Origin of the sequence: Agrobacterium sp. DE0009 (genome assembly GCF_007680755.1) — a bacterium.
GTDB classification, from domain to species: Bacteria; Pseudomonadota; Alphaproteobacteria; order Rhizobiales; family Rhizobiaceae; genus Agrobacterium; species Agrobacterium tumefaciens_B.
The window spans coordinates 548,901-567,701 of record NZ_VEIU01000001.1 but is presented as its reverse complement, the minus strand read 5'-3'; the positions used below and the strand labels follow the sequence as shown (position 1 = coordinate 567,701).

Sequence of the window (18,801 nt, the reverse complement as noted above, 5' to 3'; positions counted from 1 at the left end):
GTCATGAACACAGTAATGGCGGCGACTGGTTTTCTGACCGGCTACATCGTGCCTTTCATCCTGGTCCTGTCCCTGCTCGTTTTTGTTCATGAGATGGGCCATTATCTTGTCGGTCGGTGGTGTGGCATCCGCTCCACCGCATTCTCGGTCGGTTTTGGCCCGGAATTGGTTGGATTTACCGACAAGCGCGGCACGCGCTGGAAGATTTCCGCGATTCCGCTTGGCGGCTACGTCAAATTTTTTGGCGATGAGGATGCCGCGAGCAAGCCTGACAGTTCCGGTCTTTCCCACATGTCGCTGGAGGAGAGGGCGCAGACGCTTTCTGGCGCAAAGCTGTGGAAAAGGGCAGCGACGGTCGCTGCAGGCCCGATCGCGAATTTCATCCTCGCGATTCTCATTTTTGCAGTGCTCTTCGGCATCTATGGTCGGATGATTGCGGATCCGGTCGTTGCGGAAGTTCGTGAAAACAGTGCGGCGGCGGTTGCCGGCGTCAAGGCGGGCGACCGTCTGATCGCCATCGATGGCGAAAAGGTACTGACATTCGAGGATGTTCGCCGTTATGTCGGCATTCGTCCCGGCACGCCGATTACGGTGACTGTGGAGAGGGCAGGCGAGGAACTGACGCTGCCGATGGTTCCGACCCGCACCGAGACGACCGACCAGTTCGGTAACAAGCTCGAAATGGGCATCATCGGCATCGTCACCGACCAGACCAGCGGCAATTTCCGCCACATCGAATATTCGCCGGTCCAGGCGCTCGCCGAGGGTGTGCGTGAAACAGGCCATGTCATCACCGGCACGTTCAACTATATCGGAAACCTCGTCACCGGCCGCATGAATGCCGATCAGCTGGGCGGTCCCGTGCGGGTGGCGCAGGCATCCGGACAGATGGCGACACTCGGAATTTCCGCCGTTATCCAGCTCGCCGCGGTTCTTTCGGTATCGATCGGTCTCCTGAATTTGATGCCCGTCCCGGTTCTGGACGGCGGCCATCTCGTGTTCTACGCCATCGAGGCAATTAGAGGCCGGCCGCTCGGCGCCGGCGCGCAGGAAGTGGCGTTCCGTATCGGAATGATGATGATTTTGGGCCTTATGGTTTTTGCAACATGGAATGATATCAGCAGCTTGATTGGCTGAGGATTGTGTTTTAACGGTTTTGTTAGTCGGTTGTTTACCTTGTTTTTATGCCAAAGTGGCGAATGAGCCACTCTGGAGCACGAAGTAAACAGAATTTAACGTTCACGCTTGCTTGTAGGGGAAAAGCAGGTAAAACGACGCACATGGCCGGAGTCGGGTTCCGCCCGCTGAGGGACAACGTAAAAGGGTAAGAATTGAAATGAAGGCTGGTTCAAGATTTTTGAACGCTGTGTCGGCGGTTGCTCTGTCTGCCGGTGTTTCTTCGGTTGCGGGCCTTGGTGTGCTTGCCTCTGCTGGCGTTGCACAGGCAGCCGTCATCAGCAGAATTGACGTTCGCGGGGCCGAAAGGTCGGGTGCGGATTCGGTTCGTTCCAACATCACCATTGCGCCAGGCAAGAACTTTTCCAATTCGGACATCGATGAGTCGGTGAAGCGTCTTTACGCCACCGGTTACTTCTCGAATGTCGCCATGCGGGTTTCCGGCAGCACGCTGGTCGTGACGGTCAACGAGAACCAGCTTGTCAACCAGGTGGTGTTCAACGGCAACCGCAAGATCAAGGACGACAAGCTCGCCGGCGTCGTGCAGACCCAGCCGATGGGCCCGTTCAATCAGGCCATCGTGACGGCTGACATCGCCCGCATCAAGGACGCCTATGCTGCCATCGGTCGTAGCGATGTCGAAATCACCACGCAGACCGTGTCTGTCGGTCAGGGCCGTGTAAACATTGCTTTCGTCATCAACGAAGGTGAGCGCACGAAGATCGGCCGCATCGATTTCATTGGCAACAATGCCTACAGCGATGGTCGTCTCGCCGCCGTCATCAATACCAAGAAGTCCAACATGCTGTCGTTCCTGACGCGTAAGGACGTCTACAATGAGGACAAGCTGCGCGCCGATGAAGAGGCGCTGCGCCAGTTCTACTACAACCACGGTTATGCCGACTTCCGCGTCGTCTCTTCCGAGGCGGTCCTGGATGAGGCCAAGAACGAATACACCATCTCCATCACGGTTGACGAAGGCAAGAAGTACAACTTCGGCAACGTCGCGGTCGAATCGACCGTTCCGGGCGTCGATGGTTCCGAGCTGCAGGGGCTTGTTGAAACCCGTCAGGGTGGAAGCTACAGCGCCAAGGAAGTTCAGCAGAGCATGGAAGCGATTTCCAAGCGCGTTGCCGGTGAAGGTTATCCTTTCGCCCGTGTTACGCCGCGGGGCGACCGCGACATGTCTGGCAACACCATTGGCGTGACCTATATCGTCGATCAGGGCGAGCGCGCCTACGTCGAGCGTATCGAAATCCGCGGTAACACCCGCACGCGTGACTATGTCATCCGTCGCGAATTCGATATTTCCGAAGGCGATGCGTTCAACCAGACGGTCATTACCGCTGCAAAGCGTCGTCTCGAAGCGCTGGGTTACTTCTCGAAGGTTAATATTTCGACCGCCGGCGGCAGCGCGCCTGACCGCGTCGTGATCGTGGTTGACGTTGAAGATCAGTCGACGGGTTCGTTCGGTATCGGTGCGGGCTACTCGCAGAACGATGGCGTGCTGCTCGAAGCATCTGTCGAAGAAAAGAACTTCCTCGGTCGCGGTCAGTATATCCGCGTCGCCGCTGGTGCTGGTGAAGACGATGCGCGTACGTACTCGCTGTCCTTCACGGAGCCCTATTTCCTCGGCTATCGTCTGGCTGCCGGCTTCGACCTCTTCAAGAACCAGAGCAAGAGCGAAGACTTCTATAACTACGACGAACAGGGTTTTGCACTGCGCGTCACCGCGCCGATCACGGAAGATCTGTCGACGACGTTCAAATACACCTACAAGCAGATCAATTATGACGGTAAGGGCGACTGGCAGAACAGCGCCAATCTCGCAGAACCTTATCAGGCTCTGATCCGCGGTGGTGACTGGACGCAGTCGATCATTTCGAACACCTTGAACTACAACACGCTCGATGACCGCAACATGCCGCGCGAAGGCTGGCAGGCTGCGTTGACGAACGAATTTGCAGGTCTCGGTGGCGACTCCGAATACTACAAGATCTATGCCAAGGCGCGGTACTACCACACGCTGTCCGACGAGTATGACATCATCGGATCGCTCACCGGTCAGGCTGGTCATGTCATGCCGACGAACGACAATCTTCTGGTCTTCGATCAGTTCAAGTTCGGCGGTCGTCAGGTTCGCGGCTTCAAGAACGATGGTATCGGTCCGCGTATCGGTTATGACTCCATCGGCGGCACGACGTACTTTGCGGCTTCTGCTGAAGTGACGGCGCCAATGCCTGGCGTTCCGGAAGACTTCGGCCTGCGTCTCGCCGGCTTCGTCGATGCTGGCACGATGTATGGCAACAAGGTCTCCACATCGCAGACCGTCAAGGACGACAACTCCATCCGCGCATCTGCCGGTATCGGTGTGATGTGGGCGTCGCCTTTCGGTCCGATCCGCGTCGATTACGCCGTTCCTTTCGCGAAGGAAGACTACGACGAGGAACAGCGTTTCCGGTTTGGCATGTCCAACACTTTCTGATATCGGCAGTCCAGAACTGCAAGTTTGAACGTTCTGGAGTTTCCGGCTGATGGAATACAACGCATTTTTTCCGCCCCACGAGGGACTGCGATTGAAAGACATCGCAGACCGTTTTGGGGCGGAACTGTCTGATGAGGCGGCAGGTGAACGGATGATCCGATCCGTTTCGCCCGTCTATCGGGCAAAGCCCGATCAGCTCTGCTATATACTGTCGCGCAAGAATCGCGATGAACTGCAGACCTGCGAAGCAGGCGCCGTCATTTGTGACGCAGCGCTTGTCGATATGCTTCCGTGCAATATCCCCGCGCTGATATCGAAAAATCCGCACACGCTGTTTGCGCAGGTGGGTGCTCTGCTGCATCCTTCGGCGATGCGTCCGGGACCAGTCGCGCGCATGGAAGCCGAAATTTCCCATGCCGCGCATGTCGATCCATCCGCAAAATTGGAAGAAGGCGTCATCGTCGAGGCACTTGCCGTCATTGGAGCGGGTGCCCATATCGGCGCGGGCACGCGCATCGGCCCCGGAGTGATCATCGGGCAGGATGTGCAGATTGGCCGCGATTGCACCATCGCCGGTGGCGCCAGCGTGCTTGCGGCGCTCATCGGCAACAATGTGATTATCCACAACGGCGCCCGTATCGGTCAGGATGGGTTTGGTTACGCTCCCGGTCCGCGTGGCATGCTGAAGATCGTGCAGATTGGCCGTGTCATCATTCAGGACAATGTCGAGATTGGCGCCAATACCACGATCGATCGCGGCACCATGGATGATACGGTCATCGGTGAAGGCACCAAGATCGATAATCAGGTTCAGGTCGGTCATAATGTGCGCATTGGCCGCCATTGCGGCATCGTCAGCAAGGTCGGCATTGCAGGCAGCACTCGCATCGGCGACGGTGTGATGATTGGTGGCGCGGCCGGCATCAACGGCCATATCACCATTGGCGATGGCGCGCAGATCGCCGCGATGAGCGGTGTTGTGGCCGATGTGCCGGCAGGCGCGCGTTACGGCGGAACGCCGGCGCGGCCGATGAAATATTTCCTGCGCGACATGGCCGAGATTCTGGCCCGCGCTGAAGGGCGTGATAAAAAAACAGGAGAGAAAAACAATGACTGAAGAAACGAAGACGACGCTTGGCGCGGCTGACATTCTGGAAGTCATGAAGCTTCTGCCGCATCGTTACCCATTTCTGCTGATCGACAAGATCATCGAAATCGACGGCAACAATTCGGCAATCGGCATCAAGAACGTCACGGTCAATGAACCGCATTTCACCGGTCACTTCCCGGACCGTCCGATCATGCCGGGCGTTTTGATCGTCGAAGCCATGGCCCAGACGGCCGGCGCCATTTGCGCCCGCAGCCAGGGCGAGGGCGGCTATCTGGTCTACTTCATGACGATCGACAATGCGCGTTTCCGCAAGCCAGTGGTTCCCGGCGACCGCCTCGAAATCCACGTCTCCAAGCAGCGTCAGCGCGGCAATGTATTTAAATTCCATTGTGAGGCAAAGGTGGACGGCGCGCTGGTGGCGGAGGCCGATGTGGGCGCCATGATGATCCCCGAGGACCAGCAATGAGCACGATTGCGGCTTCGGCCAGGATTCACCCGAGCGCGGTCGTTGAGGACGGCGCGGTGATCGGTGAAAACGTTGTCATCGGCCCGCTTGCCTATGTCGGTCCGAAGGTGACGCTGCATGACGGTGTGAGGCTGCACAACCATGCCGTGGTGTCCGGTCTGACGGTGATTGGCCGCGATTCGGTCATTCATCCTATGGCGGTTATTGGCGGAACGCCGCAGGCGGTTCGTCATGATGGTTCTGAGACGACGCTGGAGATTGGCGAGCGGTGCATCATGCGCGAAGGCGTGACGATGAACGCCGGAAGCTCCGACGGCAGCAGCAAGACCATCATCGGTGACGACAACCTGTTCCTCGCCAATTCGCATGTGGCGCATGATTGCCGCCTGGGCAGCCACATCATCCTGTCCAACAATGTCATGCTGGCGGGACATGTGACGATTGAAGATCGCGCGATTCTGGGCGGTGGTTGCGCCGTGCACCAGTTCACGCGTATCGGCCGGCAGGCCTTTATCGGCGGGCTCTCCGCTGTCAATTACGACGTGATTCCCTATGGCATGCTGAACGGGAATCCGGGGATTCTTGGTGGCCTGAACGTCGTCGGCATGACACGCGCCGGCATTGAGCGCGCCGACATTCATAAGGTCCGCCGCGTTTACAAGGCCATTTTCGAAGCGGATGGCCCCATCCGCGCCAATGCGGCAGCCATTGACCGTAACGATTATCTGGATTGCCCGCAGGCGCTTGAAGTCATCGATTTCATTGGCGCAGGCACCGATCGCGCGATTTCGTCGCCCAACCGGGGCAAGTGAGCCGTGACAGGCGGCGGGCGTCTTGCCATCGTGGCAGGCAGCGGCCAGTTGCCCCTTTATGTGGCAGCTGCCGCCCGTGAGATGGGGGAAAATCCCTTCATCGTCCGCCTGCGCGACGATTCCCGTTTCGACTGGAGTGGCTTCGATAATGCCGTGATCAGCGTCGGCGATGTCGCGGGACTTGGCCGTCTGCTGAAAGAAAATCGGGTCCACCGCGTGGTGCTGTCGGGCGGCGTTGCCCGGCGTCCCGAATGGCGGGAAATCCGGCCGACGGTCGGCATTCTGCTCAAATTGCCGTCGATCGTGAAAACGCTTCTATCCGGCGGCGACGATGCCGTCCTGCAGATGGTCATCAAGATCATCGGTACGCTCGGTGCAGACGTCATCGGCGCCCATGAGATCGCACCGGGCCTTTTGGCTTCCCTGGGTCCTTTGGCGGCGCAGGAGCCTACCGGGGATGATCTGCGGGATATTCGCAAGGCGGCCGAGGCGGCACTTGCGCTCGGCAAGCTCGATGTGGGGCAGGGTGCGGTCTCCGTTGGTGGCCGCATTGTTGCACTCGAAGGCGTTGAGGGCACCGATGCCATGCTGTCGCGCGTTGCGGACCTGCGCGCCGAAGGCCGAATATCCCCACGCCGCAGAGGCGTGCTCGTAAAACTCTGCAAACCGCAGCAGGATGTGCGCGCCGATCTTCCCACCATCGGCATCGAGACGGTGGAAAATGCACGAAAAGCCGGATTGGCCGGGATCGCCGTCGAGGCCGGACGCGCGCTCGTGCTGGATCGCGAAGCGATGTTGAAAGCAGCCGACGAGGCAGGCATATTCGTCTGCGGTATCGATACGTCACTCGGCGGAGACATGATGGGGAAGGCCTGATCGGATGACGGCAGTGTTGAAAGTGGCAGTCGTTGCCGGTGAGGTGTCTGGCGATCTCCTTGGTGCCGATCTTATCCGGGCGCTCAAGATGCAATATAACGGGCCTGTCGAGCTGGTCGGGGTTGGCGGTGAGGCTCTGGAGGCTCAGGGCCTGGTTTCCCTGTTCGACTACTCCGAGCTTTCCATCATGGGTTTCACCCAGGTTCTGAAAAAGCTGCCGAAGCTGATCGCCCGCATCAACCAGACCGCCGCGGCGATTGCCGCCGCGAAACCGGATGTGCTGCTGATCATTGACAGCCCGGATTTCACGCACCGCGTTGCCAAGAAGGTGCGCAAGCAGCTGCCTGATCTTCCGGTGGTGAATCACGTCTGCCCCAGCGTATGGGCATGGAAGGAATATCGCGCCACGGCGATGCTGTCTTATGTGGATCATGTGCTCGCGCTGCTGCCCTTCGAGCCGGAGGCGATGCGACGTCTTGGCGGGCCGCCAACCACCTTTGTCGGCCATCGCCTGAGCGTCGATTCCGATGTCCTGGCGGTGCGTCAGAAGCGGGCGGGGCGCGCTCTTCCGGAGGCGGGCCAGCCGAAGACCATTCTTCTCCTCCCGGGATCTCGGTCTACGGAGACGACGCGGCTGATGGAGCCGTTTCTGGAGGCGGCGACAGCCTTTGTGAAACGCAATGGCCCGGCGCGTTTCCTGCTGCCGACCGTGCCGCGCCAGGAACAGCGCATCCGCGATATGGCGGCGACATGGCCAGAGGATATCAGGCCGCAGATCGGCGTCGACTCCGCATTTAAATGGAATGCCTTTGCTGAAGCCGATGCGGCCATCGCCGCGTCAGGCACGGTTATCCTGGAATTGGCGCTTGCGGGGGTGCCAACCATTTCGGTCTACAAGACCGACTGGATTTTCACCATGCTGAGCAAGCGGGTGAAGACCTGGACGGGCGCCCTGCCGAATCTGATTGCTGACTACGCCATCGTGCCTGAGTATTTCAACGAGGTCGTCAGGGCTGGGTCCATGCTGCGCTGGGCCGAACGTCTGTCGTCGAATACAATCGAACGGCAGGCGATGCTTGAAGGTTATTCGCTGGTACAACAGCGTTTGCACACCGAGGTCCCACCGGGAGAAACCAGCGCGCGCATCGTTCTTGATGTTTTGAAAAGCAAGACCGGCCGCCAAGCCTGATCCATTCAGGAGCGAATTCCCGCCAGTTAGAATTAGAGCTTGCTACAATGCTAACGATCAAGGCAGATGTGGATACCGCCGTGGCGCATCTGATCACGGGCGCAGCAGTCGAGCGTTCCGCCAAGTCTAAAAACCCTTAGATCCACGTCTGGCACACCTCTTGCATTCAATCTTGTATGCAAGATAGCCATACATCCGAAAGCGCCCAGAGCGCGGTAGAAGACGCCATCATCTCAGGCATTCTTTCGGCGCGCATCCGTCCGGGCACGCGCCTCAGCGAGAACCAGCTCGCCAGCCTCTTCAGCGTCTCGCGCACCCGTATTCGTGAGGCGATGATGCGGCTGGAAACGCGCGGCATCGTCACTGTCAGCCCGCGCCGTGGCTGGTTTGTCGTGGAGCCTTCTGCCGAAGAATCCATCAAAGTCTATGAAGCGCGGCGGGTCATCGAATATGGCCTGTTACGCAATCTTTCGGGCATCAGCGGCGAAGGTCTCAAAATCCTCGCCGATCATCTGGATGAGGAGAAAGCAGCGATCGCCAAGGGCGATCGCCAGCGCCTGACCTGCCTGATGGGCGATTTCCACATTCGCATTGCGGAAATCGCGGGCAATGAGATCATCATCGACGTGCTGCGTGACCTCACGGCCAGAACCATTCTCATCTCCATGCTCTACCAGTCCGATTTCCATGCGCAGCAATCGCATGACGGGCACTGCCGCATTTTCGAGGCGCTGAAGGCGGCTGATTTTCACGCCGCCGCCGAACTCGCCATCCGCCATCTCGATGAGGTTGAAACAGGTCTCGATCTCACCCGCAGGCCGGACCCGCTCTACGAGCTGCGCAATTCCCTTTCACTGCAACCGCTTTCCCCAAGCCCCAAGGAGTAACCTCCCATGTTTTCAAGACGTTCATTGCTTGCCATTGCCGCGATCTCCGCAACGATCGGTTTTGGGCCCGTAGCTTTTGCCGATGCACTCAGTGACATCACCTCCCGTGGCACGATCCGTGTCGCCGTCCCGCAGGACTTTCCGCCCTTCGGCAGCGTCGGCACGGACATGGCGCCCCAGGGCTACGATATCGATGTTGCCAATCTGATCGGCGAGAAGCTCGGCGTAAAGGTCGAACTCGTGCCGGTCACCAGCGCCAACCGCGTTCCCTATCTGCAGACCAACAAGGTCGACCTCGTCATTTCGAGCCTCGGCAAGAACCCGGACCGTGAAAAGGTCATCGACTTCTCCACCGCCTATGCGCCCTTTTATAATGGCGTCTTTGCGCCGGACTCTGTCGCCGTTACCAAGGCGGAAGATTTGGCCGGCAAGACCGTCGGTGTTACCCGCGGCGCTGTCGAGGATCTGGAACTGACCAAGATTGCACCCGCCGATACGACCATCAAGCGCTACGAAGACAACAACGGCACGATCTCCGCTTTCCTTGCCGGCCAGGTTGAAGCAGTCGCCACCGGCAACGTCGTCGCCGCCGCCATTCTCGCGAAGAACACGCCGAAGCGGCCCGAACTGAAGTTCCTGATCAAGAATTCGCCCTGCTTTATCGGCCTCAACAAGGAACAGCCGGCCCTTCTTGAAAAGGTGAACAGCATCATCGCCACCGCAAAGACCAATGGGTCGCTGAACACCATCGCCCAGAAGTGGCTGAAAACCGATCTTCCGAAGGATCTCTGACCAACCGCGACAAAGCTGCGCCGGTCGGGTCGATTCAGCCTGGCGCACGCCTTGTCTTCCCCGAAAGGATACATCGGGTGAAATACACGTTCGATTTTGGATGGCTCCTCGACTATTATCCGCAGATCGCCAAGGGTATCGGCGTCACGCTGGAATTGATCGCCGTCGGCGGCGTTCTTGGCATCGCTCTTGGCATATTCTGCGCCTGGGTGCGTGCGCTCGGGCCAAAGTGGCTGCGGCCGCCGGTCGCGACCTATGTGGAGCTCATTCGCAATACGCCGTTTCTCATACAATTGTTTTTCATCTTTTTCGGCCTGCCATCGCTTGGCCTGCAATTGTCGGAGCTGAGCGCGGCCAATATCGCCATGGTGGTCAATCTTGGCGCCTATAGCTGCGAGATCATACGCGCGGGCATTCAGGCGACGCCCAAGGGCCAGTTCGAGGCCGGGGCAAGCCTTGCCATGACCCGTTTCGAAACCTTCCGGCATGTGGTGCTGGTGCCGTCGTTGCAACGCATCTGGCCGGCGCTTTCCTCGCAGGTGGTGATCGTCATGCTCGGATCGTCGGTCGTCTCGCAGATCGCTGCCGAGGACCTGACCTTCGCGGCCAACTTCATCCAGTCACGTACCTTCCGCGCCTTCGAGGCCTACATGGTTTCCACCGTCATCTATCTCGTGCTCGCCATTCTTCTCCGGCAGGTGCTGGTCATCGGCGGCAACGTCATCTTTCCGCGCAGGAGTGTCCGATGATCGAATTCTCCACCTGGGATATTCTCAGAAACCTGCTGCTCGCCACGCGCTGGACCGTGCTTCTCTCGCTCGTCTCCTTCGTCGGCGGTGGTCTGGTGGCGCTGCTTCTGCTCTTCATGCGCATTTCCCGAAAAAAATCGATGCGGGCCTTCGCTCGTTATTACGTCGAGCTTTTTCAGGGCACACCGCTTCTGATGCAGCTGTTCATCGCCTTTTTTGGCCTCGGCCTGTTCGGCATCGATGTGCCCGCCTGGCTCGCGGCAGGCCTCACTCTGATCCTCTGGGCGGCGGCCTTCCTCACGGAAATCTGGCGCGGCTGCGTCGAATCCGTTGCCAAAGGACAGTGGGAGGCCTCGGCAAGCCTAGCCATGGGGCGTCTGCAGCAGATGCGTTACGTCATCCTGCCCCAGGCCATGCGGGTCGCCATTCCGCCAACCGTCGGTTTCTTCGTGCAGGTCATCAAGGGAACGGCCGTGACCTCGATCATCGGTTTTGTCGAACTGTCCAAGGCGGGCACCGTGGTCACCAACGCCACCTTCCAGCCCTTCACCGTTTATGGTCTCGTCGCCCTCATCTATTTCGCGCTGTGCTGGCCTCTGTCGAAGAGCAGCCAGATCCTGGAAAGGAAGCTCAATGTCGCTCATCGAAATCACTGAAGTCCGTAAAAGCTATGGCAGCAACGAGGTTCTGAAGGGCATCAATCTCGATGTGGAGCCGGGTGAAGTCATCGCCATCATCGGCAAGAGCGGATCAGGAAAGTCGACCCTGCTTCGCTGCATCAACGGGCTGGAGACGATCTCGGCTGGCTCCATATCGGTCGCCGGCGCGCAGCTTCTCGACGATGATCTGCATCTGAAAGCCCTGCGGCTGAAGGTCGGCATGATCTTCCAGCAGTTCAATCTCTTTCCGCACCAGACCGTCGGCGGCAACGTCATGCTGTCTCAGACCGTAGTGAAGAAGACACCCAAACCGGAAGCGGAAGCCGTTGCCCGCAAGATGCTTGAGCGGGTGGGTCTGGCTCATAAATTCGATGCCTATCCCGATGAACTATCAGGCGGTCAGCAGCAGCGCGTCGCCATTGCCCGCGCGCTCGCCATGCAGCCGATCGCCCTGCTATGCGACGAGATCACCTCGGCACTCGATCCCGAGTTGGTCTCGGAGGTGCTGGCGGTGGTGCGTGAACTGGCCAGTGAAGGCATGACGTTGTTGATGGTAACGCATGAAATGAAATTTGCGCGTGACGTCTGCTCCCGCGTCGTCTTCATGCACGAGGGCAGGGTCCATGAAATCGGCCCGCCGGAAGAGGTGTTCTCCAATCCCGCGACCCCTGAACTCAAGCAGTTTCTCGGTGTCGCCGCCCGCCACTGAGAACCATCAGGACGAACAAGTAAAAGGCCGGCGGTGAAAACCTGCCGGCCTTGCTGTTGGTTGGTTTCGCTGCTTAGCGCTTGGAAACCGGAACGTAATCGCGCTTGCCGGCGCCCGTGTAGAGCTGGCGCGGACGACCGATACGCTGCTGCGGATCTTCGATCATTTCGTTCCACTGCGCGATCCAGCCAACGGTGCGGGCAAGGGCGAAGAGAACGGTAAACATGGTCGTGGGGAAGCCGAGCGCCTTCAGCGTGATGCCGGAATAGAAGTCGACATTCGGGTAAAGCTTCTTCTCGACGAAGTAAGGGTCGGAAAGGGCAATCTTTTCCAGTTCCAGCGCGACCTGCATGATCGGATCGTCGGAATTGCCGGTGGCTTCCAGCACCTCATACATCGTCTTCTGCATGATCTTGGCGCGCGGGTCGTAGTTCTTGTAGACGCGGTGGCCAAAGCCCATCAGGCGGAACGGGTCGTTCTTGTCCTTGGCGCGGGCGATATATTCCGGAATACGGTCAACCGTGCCGATTTCGTTGAGCATGTTGAGCGCCGCTTCATTGGCGCCGCCGTGAGCCGGGCCCCAGAGGCAGGCGATGCCAGCCGCGATACAGGCGAACGGGTTGGCGCCCGAAGAACCGGCAAGACGCACCGTGGAGGTGGAGGCGTTCTGCTCGTGATCGGCATGCAGGATGAAAATGCGGTCCATGGCGCGTGCCAGAACCGGATCGACCTTGTAGTCCTCGCACGGTACGGCAAAGCACATGTGCAGGAAGTTGGAGGCGTAATCCAGATCGTTCTTCGGGTAAACGAAGGGCTGGCCGATATGATACTTGTAGGCCATGGCGGCGATCGTCGGCATCTTGGCGATCATGCGTAGGGAAGCGACCATGCGCTGGTGCGGATCGGTGATGTCGGTCGAGTCGTGGTAGAAAGCCGAGAGAGCGCCGACCGTGCCGCACATGACGGCCATCGGATGCGCATCGCGACGGTAGCCGGTGAAAAAGCGGCTCATCTGCTCGTGCACCATGGTGTGGCGCGTGACGCGGGTGTCGAAGTCCTTCTTCTGCGCAGCCGTCGGCAGTTCGCCGTACAGCAGCAGATAGCAGGTTTCCAGGAAGTCGCCCTGTTCGGCCAGCTGCTCGATCGGGAAGCCGCGATGCAGCAGCACGCCCTCGTCACCATCGATATAGGTGATCTTGGATTCGCAGGAGGCTGTCGACGTGAAACCCGGGTCGTAGGTGAAGGAGCCGGTGTTCTTATACAGCGTGGCGATATCGACGACGCTCGGCCCGATCGTGCCTTCCCTGACAGGGAGTTCGACCTGTTTGTCGCCAAGTGTCACTGTAGCGCTTTTTTCCGTCATACTGATCCTCCGAAAACATGCGGGTGGGGGCGTTTGGATGCGCCCCGCGGTTAAGCGTCTACCGATTAGCTATATGATCCTGTCGCAGATGCCAAGCTATCCAAAGGTCAAATTGTGCATTGCGGCAAAGGTGAACGCCTTGCTTTTGGCCTTGTGATTGGCAGCAATTCAATCTCGGTCAACGCAGAGTTAAAGGAAAGCATTGCAATACCGGCAGTCCATCTGCAAACCTGTCTTCAGTGCGGCAGGGGCGCGGCCCAGAATGCTTGGTCAAGGTGAAAAAGAGCATTTCGGATATGTCAAAACGCTGCAGGGAGATACCCCCGGCACGGTGGATATCCTGGCGCCGCTGCGGCGCTCAGGCGCCGCGCCGACCGCTGTTGTGCCGGCCTTGGTTGATGTGGCGGCGCGGAACATTTCCGTTACTCAAAAACTTGCCGCATGGCTGACGGAAGAACGCGCATTCGGTCACGATTTCCTCTTTGTACCCGTCTTCATCGGCTGCGGGGCAATCCTGTGGTTTTCTCTTGGGACCACGCCTTCCTTGCCGCTTCTGATCATCGCGATTTTGGTCGCGGCCCCCTTGGCGCTGCTAACCAGATATCGCCTTGATGCCGGGTCAAGGGTTTGCAGCGTTGTCGCGCTGATGTTGCTCGGCATGCTTTTTGCGGAACTGGAAACCCGCCGCGCCGCGACTGTCCTTCTGGACACGCCGGTGACCACGACGGTTACCGGGAAGGTCGTCCGGCGTGAGGTGGATGCGCGGGGTGACTGGCGATATCTCGTCGAGCTCCACTCCACTGAAGCACCATCACTTACGCGTTCGCCGGGGAGGGTGTCGCTTCTCGCGCGTGGTGGCGGCGAACCCATGCCGATAGGCGCGATCATTCGCGGCAAGGCGCGGCTCTCTCCGCCGTCCGGACCGGCTCTGCCGGGATTGAACGATTTCGCCTTTTCATCCTATTTCCGCGGTATCGGAGCGACAGGCTTCTTTTACCAGCCGCCCCAGCCGTTGGCGATGGCGAACCTTGGGGCTGAGGGTTGGCTGGAGATGGCCGACATGTGGCTCTATCGCCTGCGCGCCGCCATCGCCGAGCGCATTCGCACGACGATCGGAGGCGACGCGGGTGCCTTCGCCGCATCCATCGTCACCGATGAGCGACAGGCCATATCGCCGGAGACAATGGAGGCGTTGCGGGTGTCGGGGCTTGCCCATATCGTCGCCATATCCGGGCTCAACATGGCCCTGGCGTCAGGCATCTTCTTTGTCGGCATGAGGATGGGGTTCAGCCTGTTTCCGGCCTTTGCCCAGCGATGGCCAGTCAAGAAGATATCCGCCTTCGCAGCGCTCGTCATGACGCTATGCTACTATCTGATCTCCGGCTTCGCGGTTTCAGCAGAACGGGCCTGGCTGATGATGTCGATCATGCTGGTCGCGGTGCTGTTTGACCAGCCGTCGCTCAGCCTCAGAAACGTCGCGCTTTCCGCTCTCATTGTTCTCGCGCTCTCGCCCTCCGAAGTGATGGGGCCAAGCTTTCAGATGTCTTTTGCGGCGACAATCGCGCTTGTTTCCGCCTACGCCGCCTGGAGCCGCCGGCGTAGTGGTCGCGAGCGTCTTTATATGGGAAGAAAGCCCAGCTGGATCACGGTCGCGCAGATGGCAGGCGCTGTGATGGCGGGCGTCATCACGACGTCGCTGATTGGCGGGCTTTCGACGGCAATCTATTCCGCCGAACATTTCCAACGTGTCACCACCTATGGACTTTTCGCCAATCTTGCCGCGACGCCGCTGATGTCGCTGATTGTGATGCCCTTCGGTCTGATCGCCATGCTGCTGATGCCGTTCGGGCTCGACGCGCCATTTCTGAAGGTCATGGGCTATGGCATGGCGATGGTCATCGAGGTCGCGGACGAAGTTGCGTCCTGGGGCGGAAGCGCAGCGACCGGACGCCCGCATGGCTGGTTCATCGGTATCGCCTCGGCCGGCTTTCTGCTGCTCACCCTGTTGCGCACCCGCCTGGCGCTCTTGGGCATCCCGCCTCTGCTGCTTGCCTTCGGGCTCTCGGCAACGACATTTCAACGCGATCTGCCGGATCTCCTCGTTCATGAAGATGGCTCGCTGGTGGCGCTTCTTGCCGATGAGAAGGTTTACACCACGAGAACCCGACCCCATGGCTTTATTTATGACCAGTGGCAGAGGGCGCTGCTGCTTGCCAAGACACCGCAGGCGCCGGTTATTCTGCAGCGGGACCGGCCAGAGACGTTTACCAAAAAAGCAAAGCTGTCGCAGGAGGAGTTGCGAGCCGCCGCACGCGAGATGGCGGTTGCGCTGAAAGCGGGAACGCCGGGCGTTTTCACCTGCAAGCGGGGTCGCTGGTGCGTGGCGCAGGCACAGAGCGGCGAATGGATCATCGTGCTGGAGGAAGGGCGTCTGGCTGGAAAGGCATGTGACATCGCCGACGTCGTCATTGTTTCCCAGAGAACCTCGTTTTCACAGTGCCGCTCAGGCGCGCTGCTTCTCAATCGAGACATCTTGCGGCGCATTGGTTCAGTGGAGATCAACTTCGCGTCAGCCAATCAGCCGGGCGTCGTGGAAAAACTGCGCGCTTCGACCGCAGGCATGAACCGGTCTTGGAGCGAACATCGGTATTACGATTGGAAATCTGGTCGCTACGAGCATGAGCTACCGGAAACGATCACGCGTCTGCTGGCGGCGTCGCAATGATTGCCGCCGGCAAATCGTCTCAAGCCTTCGCGCGCAGATCCGCAGTCAACTGACCGATGCTGGCGATTTCGTCTTCATGCGCTGGGTCCCGCCACATTTCTTTCAGGCCTGCCTCATACCATTCGCGCATGGCGGGCAGGGCGAGCAGGCGATCGCAATAGGCCTTTGCTGCGGGGGATAGATCCGCACCATAAGTCTGGAAACGGAATGCCACGGGGCAGAAGAAGGCATCCACTGCCGTGAACTTCTGGCCGGCGAGATAAGGACCACCGAAGGTCGAAAGGCCTTCGCTCCACAAAACATCGATACGCTTGATATCAGCTGCCAGCCCGGCATCACCACGCTTTGGCGTGACACGAATGCCGACCGACATGGGGTAGAGATTGCGCAGCGACGAAAATCCCGCATGCATTTCGCTTGCCGCCGAACGCGACCAGGCTCTGGCCTGCTTGTCGCTTGCCCAGACCCCTTGATGACGCTCGGCGAGATATTCCGCGATCGCCAGCGATTCCCAGACCGTCACACCCTCATCGACGAGGCAGGGGACCTTGCCGGTGGGAGAAAAGGTGGAAAATGAGACGCCTTCGCCAAAGGGAACGAGTTTCTCTTCAAAGGCAATACCGAGCGTGCGCATCAACACCCATGGCCGCAGCGACCAGGAGGAGTAGTTCTTGTTTGCGATATAAAGATCATACATGGCGTGTCTCCTGACTGTGTCGCAGTTTTATACCAGCGACGTTGCGGCGAATATCGCAAAGAATCCATCGCACTCATAAAGCCCGTTGATGGGTGAACGACATCCAGGCCGAATTCGTGTCAAACCCGCCTTGACCCTTTCAAAAGCACCTTCATGCCTTCAAAAGAAAAAAGCGCATCAATCCACCGGAATGACGCGCCATTCATCTTGAAGGCTAGATATGTCTTGCCAATCGATCCGGTTTTATCCAGACCGACGGCGGCATCAATGATAGCGCCGGATAAGCCCCACCAGCTTGCCCTGAATTTTCACCCGATCAGGCCCAAAAATGCGGGTCTCGTAGGCCGGGTTCGCCGCTTCCAGCGCGATGGATGCACCCTTGCGGCGGAACCGCTTCAGCGTGGCTTCTTCATCATCCACCAGCGCCACAACGATATCGCCCGGATTGGCCGTATTTCCATTGCGGATGATGACCGTATCGCCATCGAAGATGCCGGCCTCGATCATCGAATCGCCCTTGACCTCAAGCGCGTAATGTTCGCCTGAGCCTAGCATGTCCACTGGAACGGCCACGTCATGCGTATTGTTCTGAATGGCCGAGATCGGCACACCGGCAGCGATCCGGCCCATGACAGGTACGGTCGCCGCACCTGCAATGTCATTTGCGGGTGCCTTGGGAGCAGGGGGCGGCTCCGGCGTTTTCGGTTTGCCGAGACTGCCTTCGATAACGCTCGGTGAGAAGCCGCGCTGCGGCCTTGCGCCCGGCGTATAGGCCTCCGGAAGCTTGATGACTTCGAGCGCTCGAGCCCTGTTGGGTAGCCGGCGAATAAACCCGCGCTCTTCGAGCGCCGTGATCAGCCGGTGGATGCCGGATTTGGAAGCAAGATCGAGTGCATCCTTCATTTCATCGAAGGAGGGCGGCACGCCGGACTCTTTCATTCGCTCATGAATGAAGAGAAGCAATTCCTGCTGTTTGCGCGTGAGCATGAGGAAAACACCCTTGAGAATCGTCGTTGGAGTCGCGAAACAAATACAGAACGAACACTATATGTTCCATATGTGTTCCGCAATCCCCTAAAATCTGGTTAAGCTTCGCTCGGATTTACATTTTGCAAATTGGAGGTAACCAAAGCTCCAGAAGTCGTTCCCAGGCGGGGCCCCGACGCGTCCCATTTGTTCCGCGTTTCAGGTCAGGGTGTAGATCGGGCTGTGCTATCGCGCGAAAACGACCGTCTTGTTCTTATTGAGAAGCACCCGGTCCTCAAGGTGCCATGAAACCGCCCGGGCCAGCACGCGTCGCTCGATGTCGCGTCCCTTGCGGACCAGCTCATCCGGTGTATCGGCATGGCTGACCGGCTCGACGTCCTGGCAGATGATCGGCCCTTCATCGAGATCGCGGGTGACGTAATGGGCCGTTGCACCGATCATTTTGACGCCCCTCTCATGGGCTTGGTGATAGGGCTTTGCGCCCTTGAAACCCGGCAGGAAGGAGTGGTGAATGTTGATGCAGCGCCCGGATAAGTATTCGGAGAAGTTGTCCGACAGGATCTGCATGTAGCGGGCAAGAACGACGAGGTCGGTGCCCGTTTCTTCGATGATGTCCTTGATGCGCGTTTCCTGTTCGGCCTTGTTGTCTTTTGTCACCGGCAGGTGATGGTACTTTATCCCGCCCATCAGCGTGAGGTTCAGGGCCTCGCGGGGGTGGTTGCCGACGATGCCGACGATCTCGGCATTCAATTCGCCGATGCGGTGGCGATAGAGAAGATCGCCGAGGCAGTGGTCGAAGCGGGAAACGAGCAGCAGCAGCTTGCGCGGCGCACCTGCTGGACGCAGCGTGGCGTCGAGAGCGAAGCGATCGATCTCCTCGGCAAGTCCATTGCGAAAGCCTGCCTCGTCGCCGGCCATGGAGAAGGCGACACGCATGAAAAACATGCCCGTTTCATGGTCGTCGAATTGTTGAGCTTCATAAATATCGCCGCCATGCTGTGCGATGCGGCCCGAGACCGCAGCGACGATTCCGCTTCTGTTGGGGCAGCGCAGCGTCAGGACGTAATTCATCTAAAGCCTCCTGGAAGATGGAGTTGCGGTTGGACTGCTGTCATAGC

General features: G+C 58.9%; 17 protein-coding genes. 13 read left to right on the top strand and 4 right to left on the bottom strand.

Annotated elements, in window-relative coordinates:
- Positions 1 to 15: 15 nt before the first annotated feature.
- From rseP to FS804_RS02835, 12 genes are all read left to right on the top strand, one after another.
- A complete protein-coding gene (gene rseP / locus FS804_RS02890; protein ID WP_172801609.1) occupies positions 16 to 1,137 on the top strand; it encodes an RIP metalloprotease RseP in 1,122 nt (373 codons plus the stop codon).
- 199 nt (positions 1,138 to 1,336) lie between these two features.
- On the top strand, positions 1,337 to 3,661 hold the full coding sequence (bamA, locus tag FS804_RS02885) for an outer membrane protein assembly factor BamA (protein WP_063949062.1): 2,325 nt from the start codon (positions 1,337 to 1,339) through the stop codon (positions 3,659 to 3,661).
- Positions 3,662 to 3,710: 49 nt separating this feature from the next.
- The gene (lpxD, locus tag FS804_RS02880) at positions 3,711 to 4,778 is read left to right on the top strand and encodes a UDP-3-O-(3-hydroxymyristoyl)glucosamine N-acyltransferase (RefSeq protein WP_144574545.1); all 1,068 of its coding nucleotides are present in this window, start codon (positions 3,711 to 3,713) and stop codon (positions 4,776 to 4,778) included.
- On the top strand, positions 4,771 to 5,238 hold the full coding sequence (gene fabZ / locus FS804_RS02875; protein WP_144574542.1) for a 3-hydroxyacyl-ACP dehydratase FabZ: 468 nt from the start codon (positions 4,771 to 4,773) through the stop codon (positions 5,236 to 5,238). Before lpxD ends, fabZ begins: the two co-directional genes overlap by 8 nt.
- Positions 5,235 to 6,050: an acyl-ACP--UDP-N-acetylglucosamine O-acyltransferase gene (gene lpxA, locus FS804_RS02870; protein WP_063949059.1), complete on the top strand. Its 816-nt coding sequence runs from the start codon at positions 5,235 to 5,237 to the stop codon at positions 6,048 to 6,050. Before fabZ ends, lpxA begins: the two co-directional genes overlap by 4 nt.
- 3 nt (positions 6,051 to 6,053) lie before the next feature.
- Positions 6,054 to 6,926: an LpxI family protein gene (locus FS804_RS02865; RefSeq protein WP_186376641.1), complete on the top strand. Its 873-nt coding sequence runs from the start codon at positions 6,054 to 6,056 to the stop codon at positions 6,924 to 6,926.
- A 4-nt stretch (positions 6,927 to 6,930) separates the two neighbouring features.
- The gene (gene lpxB / locus FS804_RS02860) at positions 6,931 to 8,115 is read left to right on the top strand and encodes a lipid-A-disaccharide synthase (protein WP_144574539.1); all 1,185 of its coding nucleotides are present in this window, start codon (positions 6,931 to 6,933) and stop codon (positions 8,113 to 8,115) included.
- A 176-nt stretch (positions 8,116 to 8,291) separates the two neighbouring features.
- On the top strand, positions 8,292 to 9,002 hold the full coding sequence (locus FS804_RS02855) for a GntR family transcriptional regulator (RefSeq protein ID WP_144574536.1): 711 nt from the start codon (positions 8,292 to 8,294) through the stop codon (positions 9,000 to 9,002).
- Positions 9,003 to 9,008: 6 nt separating this feature from the next.
- Positions 9,009 to 9,794: a transporter substrate-binding domain-containing protein gene (locus FS804_RS02850; RefSeq protein ID WP_144574533.1), complete on the top strand. Its 786-nt coding sequence runs from the start codon at positions 9,009 to 9,011 to the stop codon at positions 9,792 to 9,794.
- Between the two features lie 77 nt (positions 9,795 to 9,871).
- Positions 9,872 to 10,543, top strand: a complete 672-nt coding sequence (locus tag FS804_RS02845; protein WP_063949054.1) for an amino acid ABC transporter permease — start codon at positions 9,872 to 9,874, stop codon at positions 10,541 to 10,543.
- Positions 10,540 to 11,199: an amino acid ABC transporter permease gene (locus FS804_RS02840; RefSeq protein ID WP_144574530.1), complete on the top strand. Its 660-nt coding sequence runs from the start codon at positions 10,540 to 10,542 to the stop codon at positions 11,197 to 11,199. Before FS804_RS02845 ends, FS804_RS02840 begins: the two co-directional genes overlap by 4 nt.
- Entirely contained in the window at positions 11,177 to 11,911 is a 735-nt protein-coding gene (locus FS804_RS02835; RefSeq protein ID WP_144574525.1) for an amino acid ABC transporter ATP-binding protein, read from the top strand. Before FS804_RS02840 ends, FS804_RS02835 begins: the two co-directional genes overlap by 23 nt.
- A 73-nt stretch (positions 11,912 to 11,984) precedes the next feature.
- Here FS804_RS02835 and gltA read toward each other — a convergent pair whose 3' ends face one another.
- Positions 11,985 to 13,274 (bottom strand): citrate synthase, encoded by a 1,290-nt coding sequence (gltA, locus tag FS804_RS02830; RefSeq protein ID WP_063949051.1) that lies wholly within the window; start codon positions 13,272 to 13,274, stop codon positions 11,985 to 11,987.
- Positions 13,275 to 13,536: 262 nt separating this feature from the next.
- Between gltA and FS804_RS02825 the strand changes: the two genes are divergently transcribed.
- Positions 13,537 to 15,999, top strand: a complete 2,463-nt coding sequence (locus FS804_RS02825) for a ComEC/Rec2 family competence protein (RefSeq protein ID WP_186376640.1) — start codon at positions 13,537 to 13,539, stop codon at positions 15,997 to 15,999.
- Positions 16,000 to 16,018: 19 nt separating this feature from the next.
- Here the strand turns inward: FS804_RS02825 and FS804_RS02820 are convergent, their stop codons facing one another.
- From FS804_RS02820 to purU, 3 genes are all read right to left on the bottom strand, one after another.
- Positions 16,019 to 16,696, bottom strand: coding sequence for a glutathione S-transferase family protein (locus tag FS804_RS02820; protein WP_144574521.1), 678 nt, complete (start codon positions 16,694 to 16,696; stop codon positions 16,019 to 16,021).
- A gap of 264 nt (positions 16,697 to 16,960) precedes the next feature.
- Entirely contained in the window at positions 16,961 to 17,683 is a 723-nt protein-coding gene (gene lexA / locus FS804_RS02815; protein ID WP_063949049.1) for a transcriptional repressor LexA, read from the bottom strand.
- 225 nt (positions 17,684 to 17,908) lie between these two features.
- Complete coding sequence (gene purU / locus FS804_RS02810; RefSeq protein ID WP_144574518.1) at positions 17,909 to 18,754, bottom strand: formyltetrahydrofolate deformylase; 846 nt, start codon at positions 18,752 to 18,754, stop codon at positions 17,909 to 17,911.
- Between the last annotated feature and the right edge of the window lie 47 nt (positions 18,755 to 18,801).

What these genes read in the sequence shown, in the direction of transcription:
- rseP (WP_172801609.1), top strand. Translation starts at nt 16, where the DNA reads ATGGCGGCGACTGGTTTTCTGACCGGCTACATCGTGCCTTTCATCCTG.
- bamA (WP_063949062.1), top strand. Translation starts at nt 1,337, where the DNA reads ATGAAGGCTGGTTCAAGATTTTTGAACGCTGTGTCGGCGGTTGCTCTG.
- lpxD (WP_144574545.1), top strand. Translation starts at nt 3,711, where the DNA reads ATGGAATACAACGCATTTTTTCCGCCCCACGAGGGACTGCGATTGAAA.
- fabZ (WP_144574542.1), top strand. Translation starts at nt 4,771, where the DNA reads ATGACTGAAGAAACGAAGACGACGCTTGGCGCGGCTGACATTCTGGAA.
- lpxA (WP_063949059.1), top strand. Translation starts at nt 5,235, where the DNA reads ATGAGCACGATTGCGGCTTCGGCCAGGATTCACCCGAGCGCGGTCGTT.
- lpxB (WP_144574539.1), top strand. Translation starts at nt 6,931, where the DNA reads ATGACGGCAGTGTTGAAAGTGGCAGTCGTTGCCGGTGAGGTGTCTGGC.
- FS804_RS02855 (WP_144574536.1), top strand. Translation starts at nt 8,292, where the DNA reads ATGCAAGATAGCCATACATCCGAAAGCGCCCAGAGCGCGGTAGAAGAC.
- FS804_RS02850 (WP_144574533.1), top strand. Translation starts at nt 9,009, where the DNA reads ATGTTTTCAAGACGTTCATTGCTTGCCATTGCCGCGATCTCCGCAACG.
- FS804_RS02840 (WP_144574530.1), top strand. Translation starts at nt 10,540, where the DNA reads ATGATCGAATTCTCCACCTGGGATATTCTCAGAAACCTGCTGCTCGCC.
- FS804_RS02835 (WP_144574525.1), top strand. Translation starts at nt 11,177, where the DNA reads ATGTCGCTCATCGAAATCACTGAAGTCCGTAAAAGCTATGGCAGCAAC.
- gltA (WP_063949051.1), bottom strand. Translation starts at nt 13,274, where the DNA reads ATGACGGAAAAAAGCGCTACAGTGACACTTGGCGACAAACAGGTCGAA.
- FS804_RS02825 (WP_186376640.1), top strand. Translation starts at nt 13,537, where the DNA reads ATGCTTGGTCAAGGTGAAAAAGAGCATTTCGGATATGTCAAAACGCTG.
- FS804_RS02820 (WP_144574521.1), bottom strand. Translation starts at nt 16,696, where the DNA reads ATGTATGATCTTTATATCGCAAACAAGAACTACTCCTCCTGGTCGCTG.
- lexA (WP_063949049.1), bottom strand. Translation starts at nt 17,683, where the DNA reads ATGCTCACGCGCAAACAGCAGGAATTGCTTCTCTTCATTCATGAGCGA.
- purU (WP_144574518.1), bottom strand. Translation starts at nt 18,754, where the DNA reads ATGAATTACGTCCTGACGCTGCGCTGCCCCAACAGAAGCGGAATCGTC.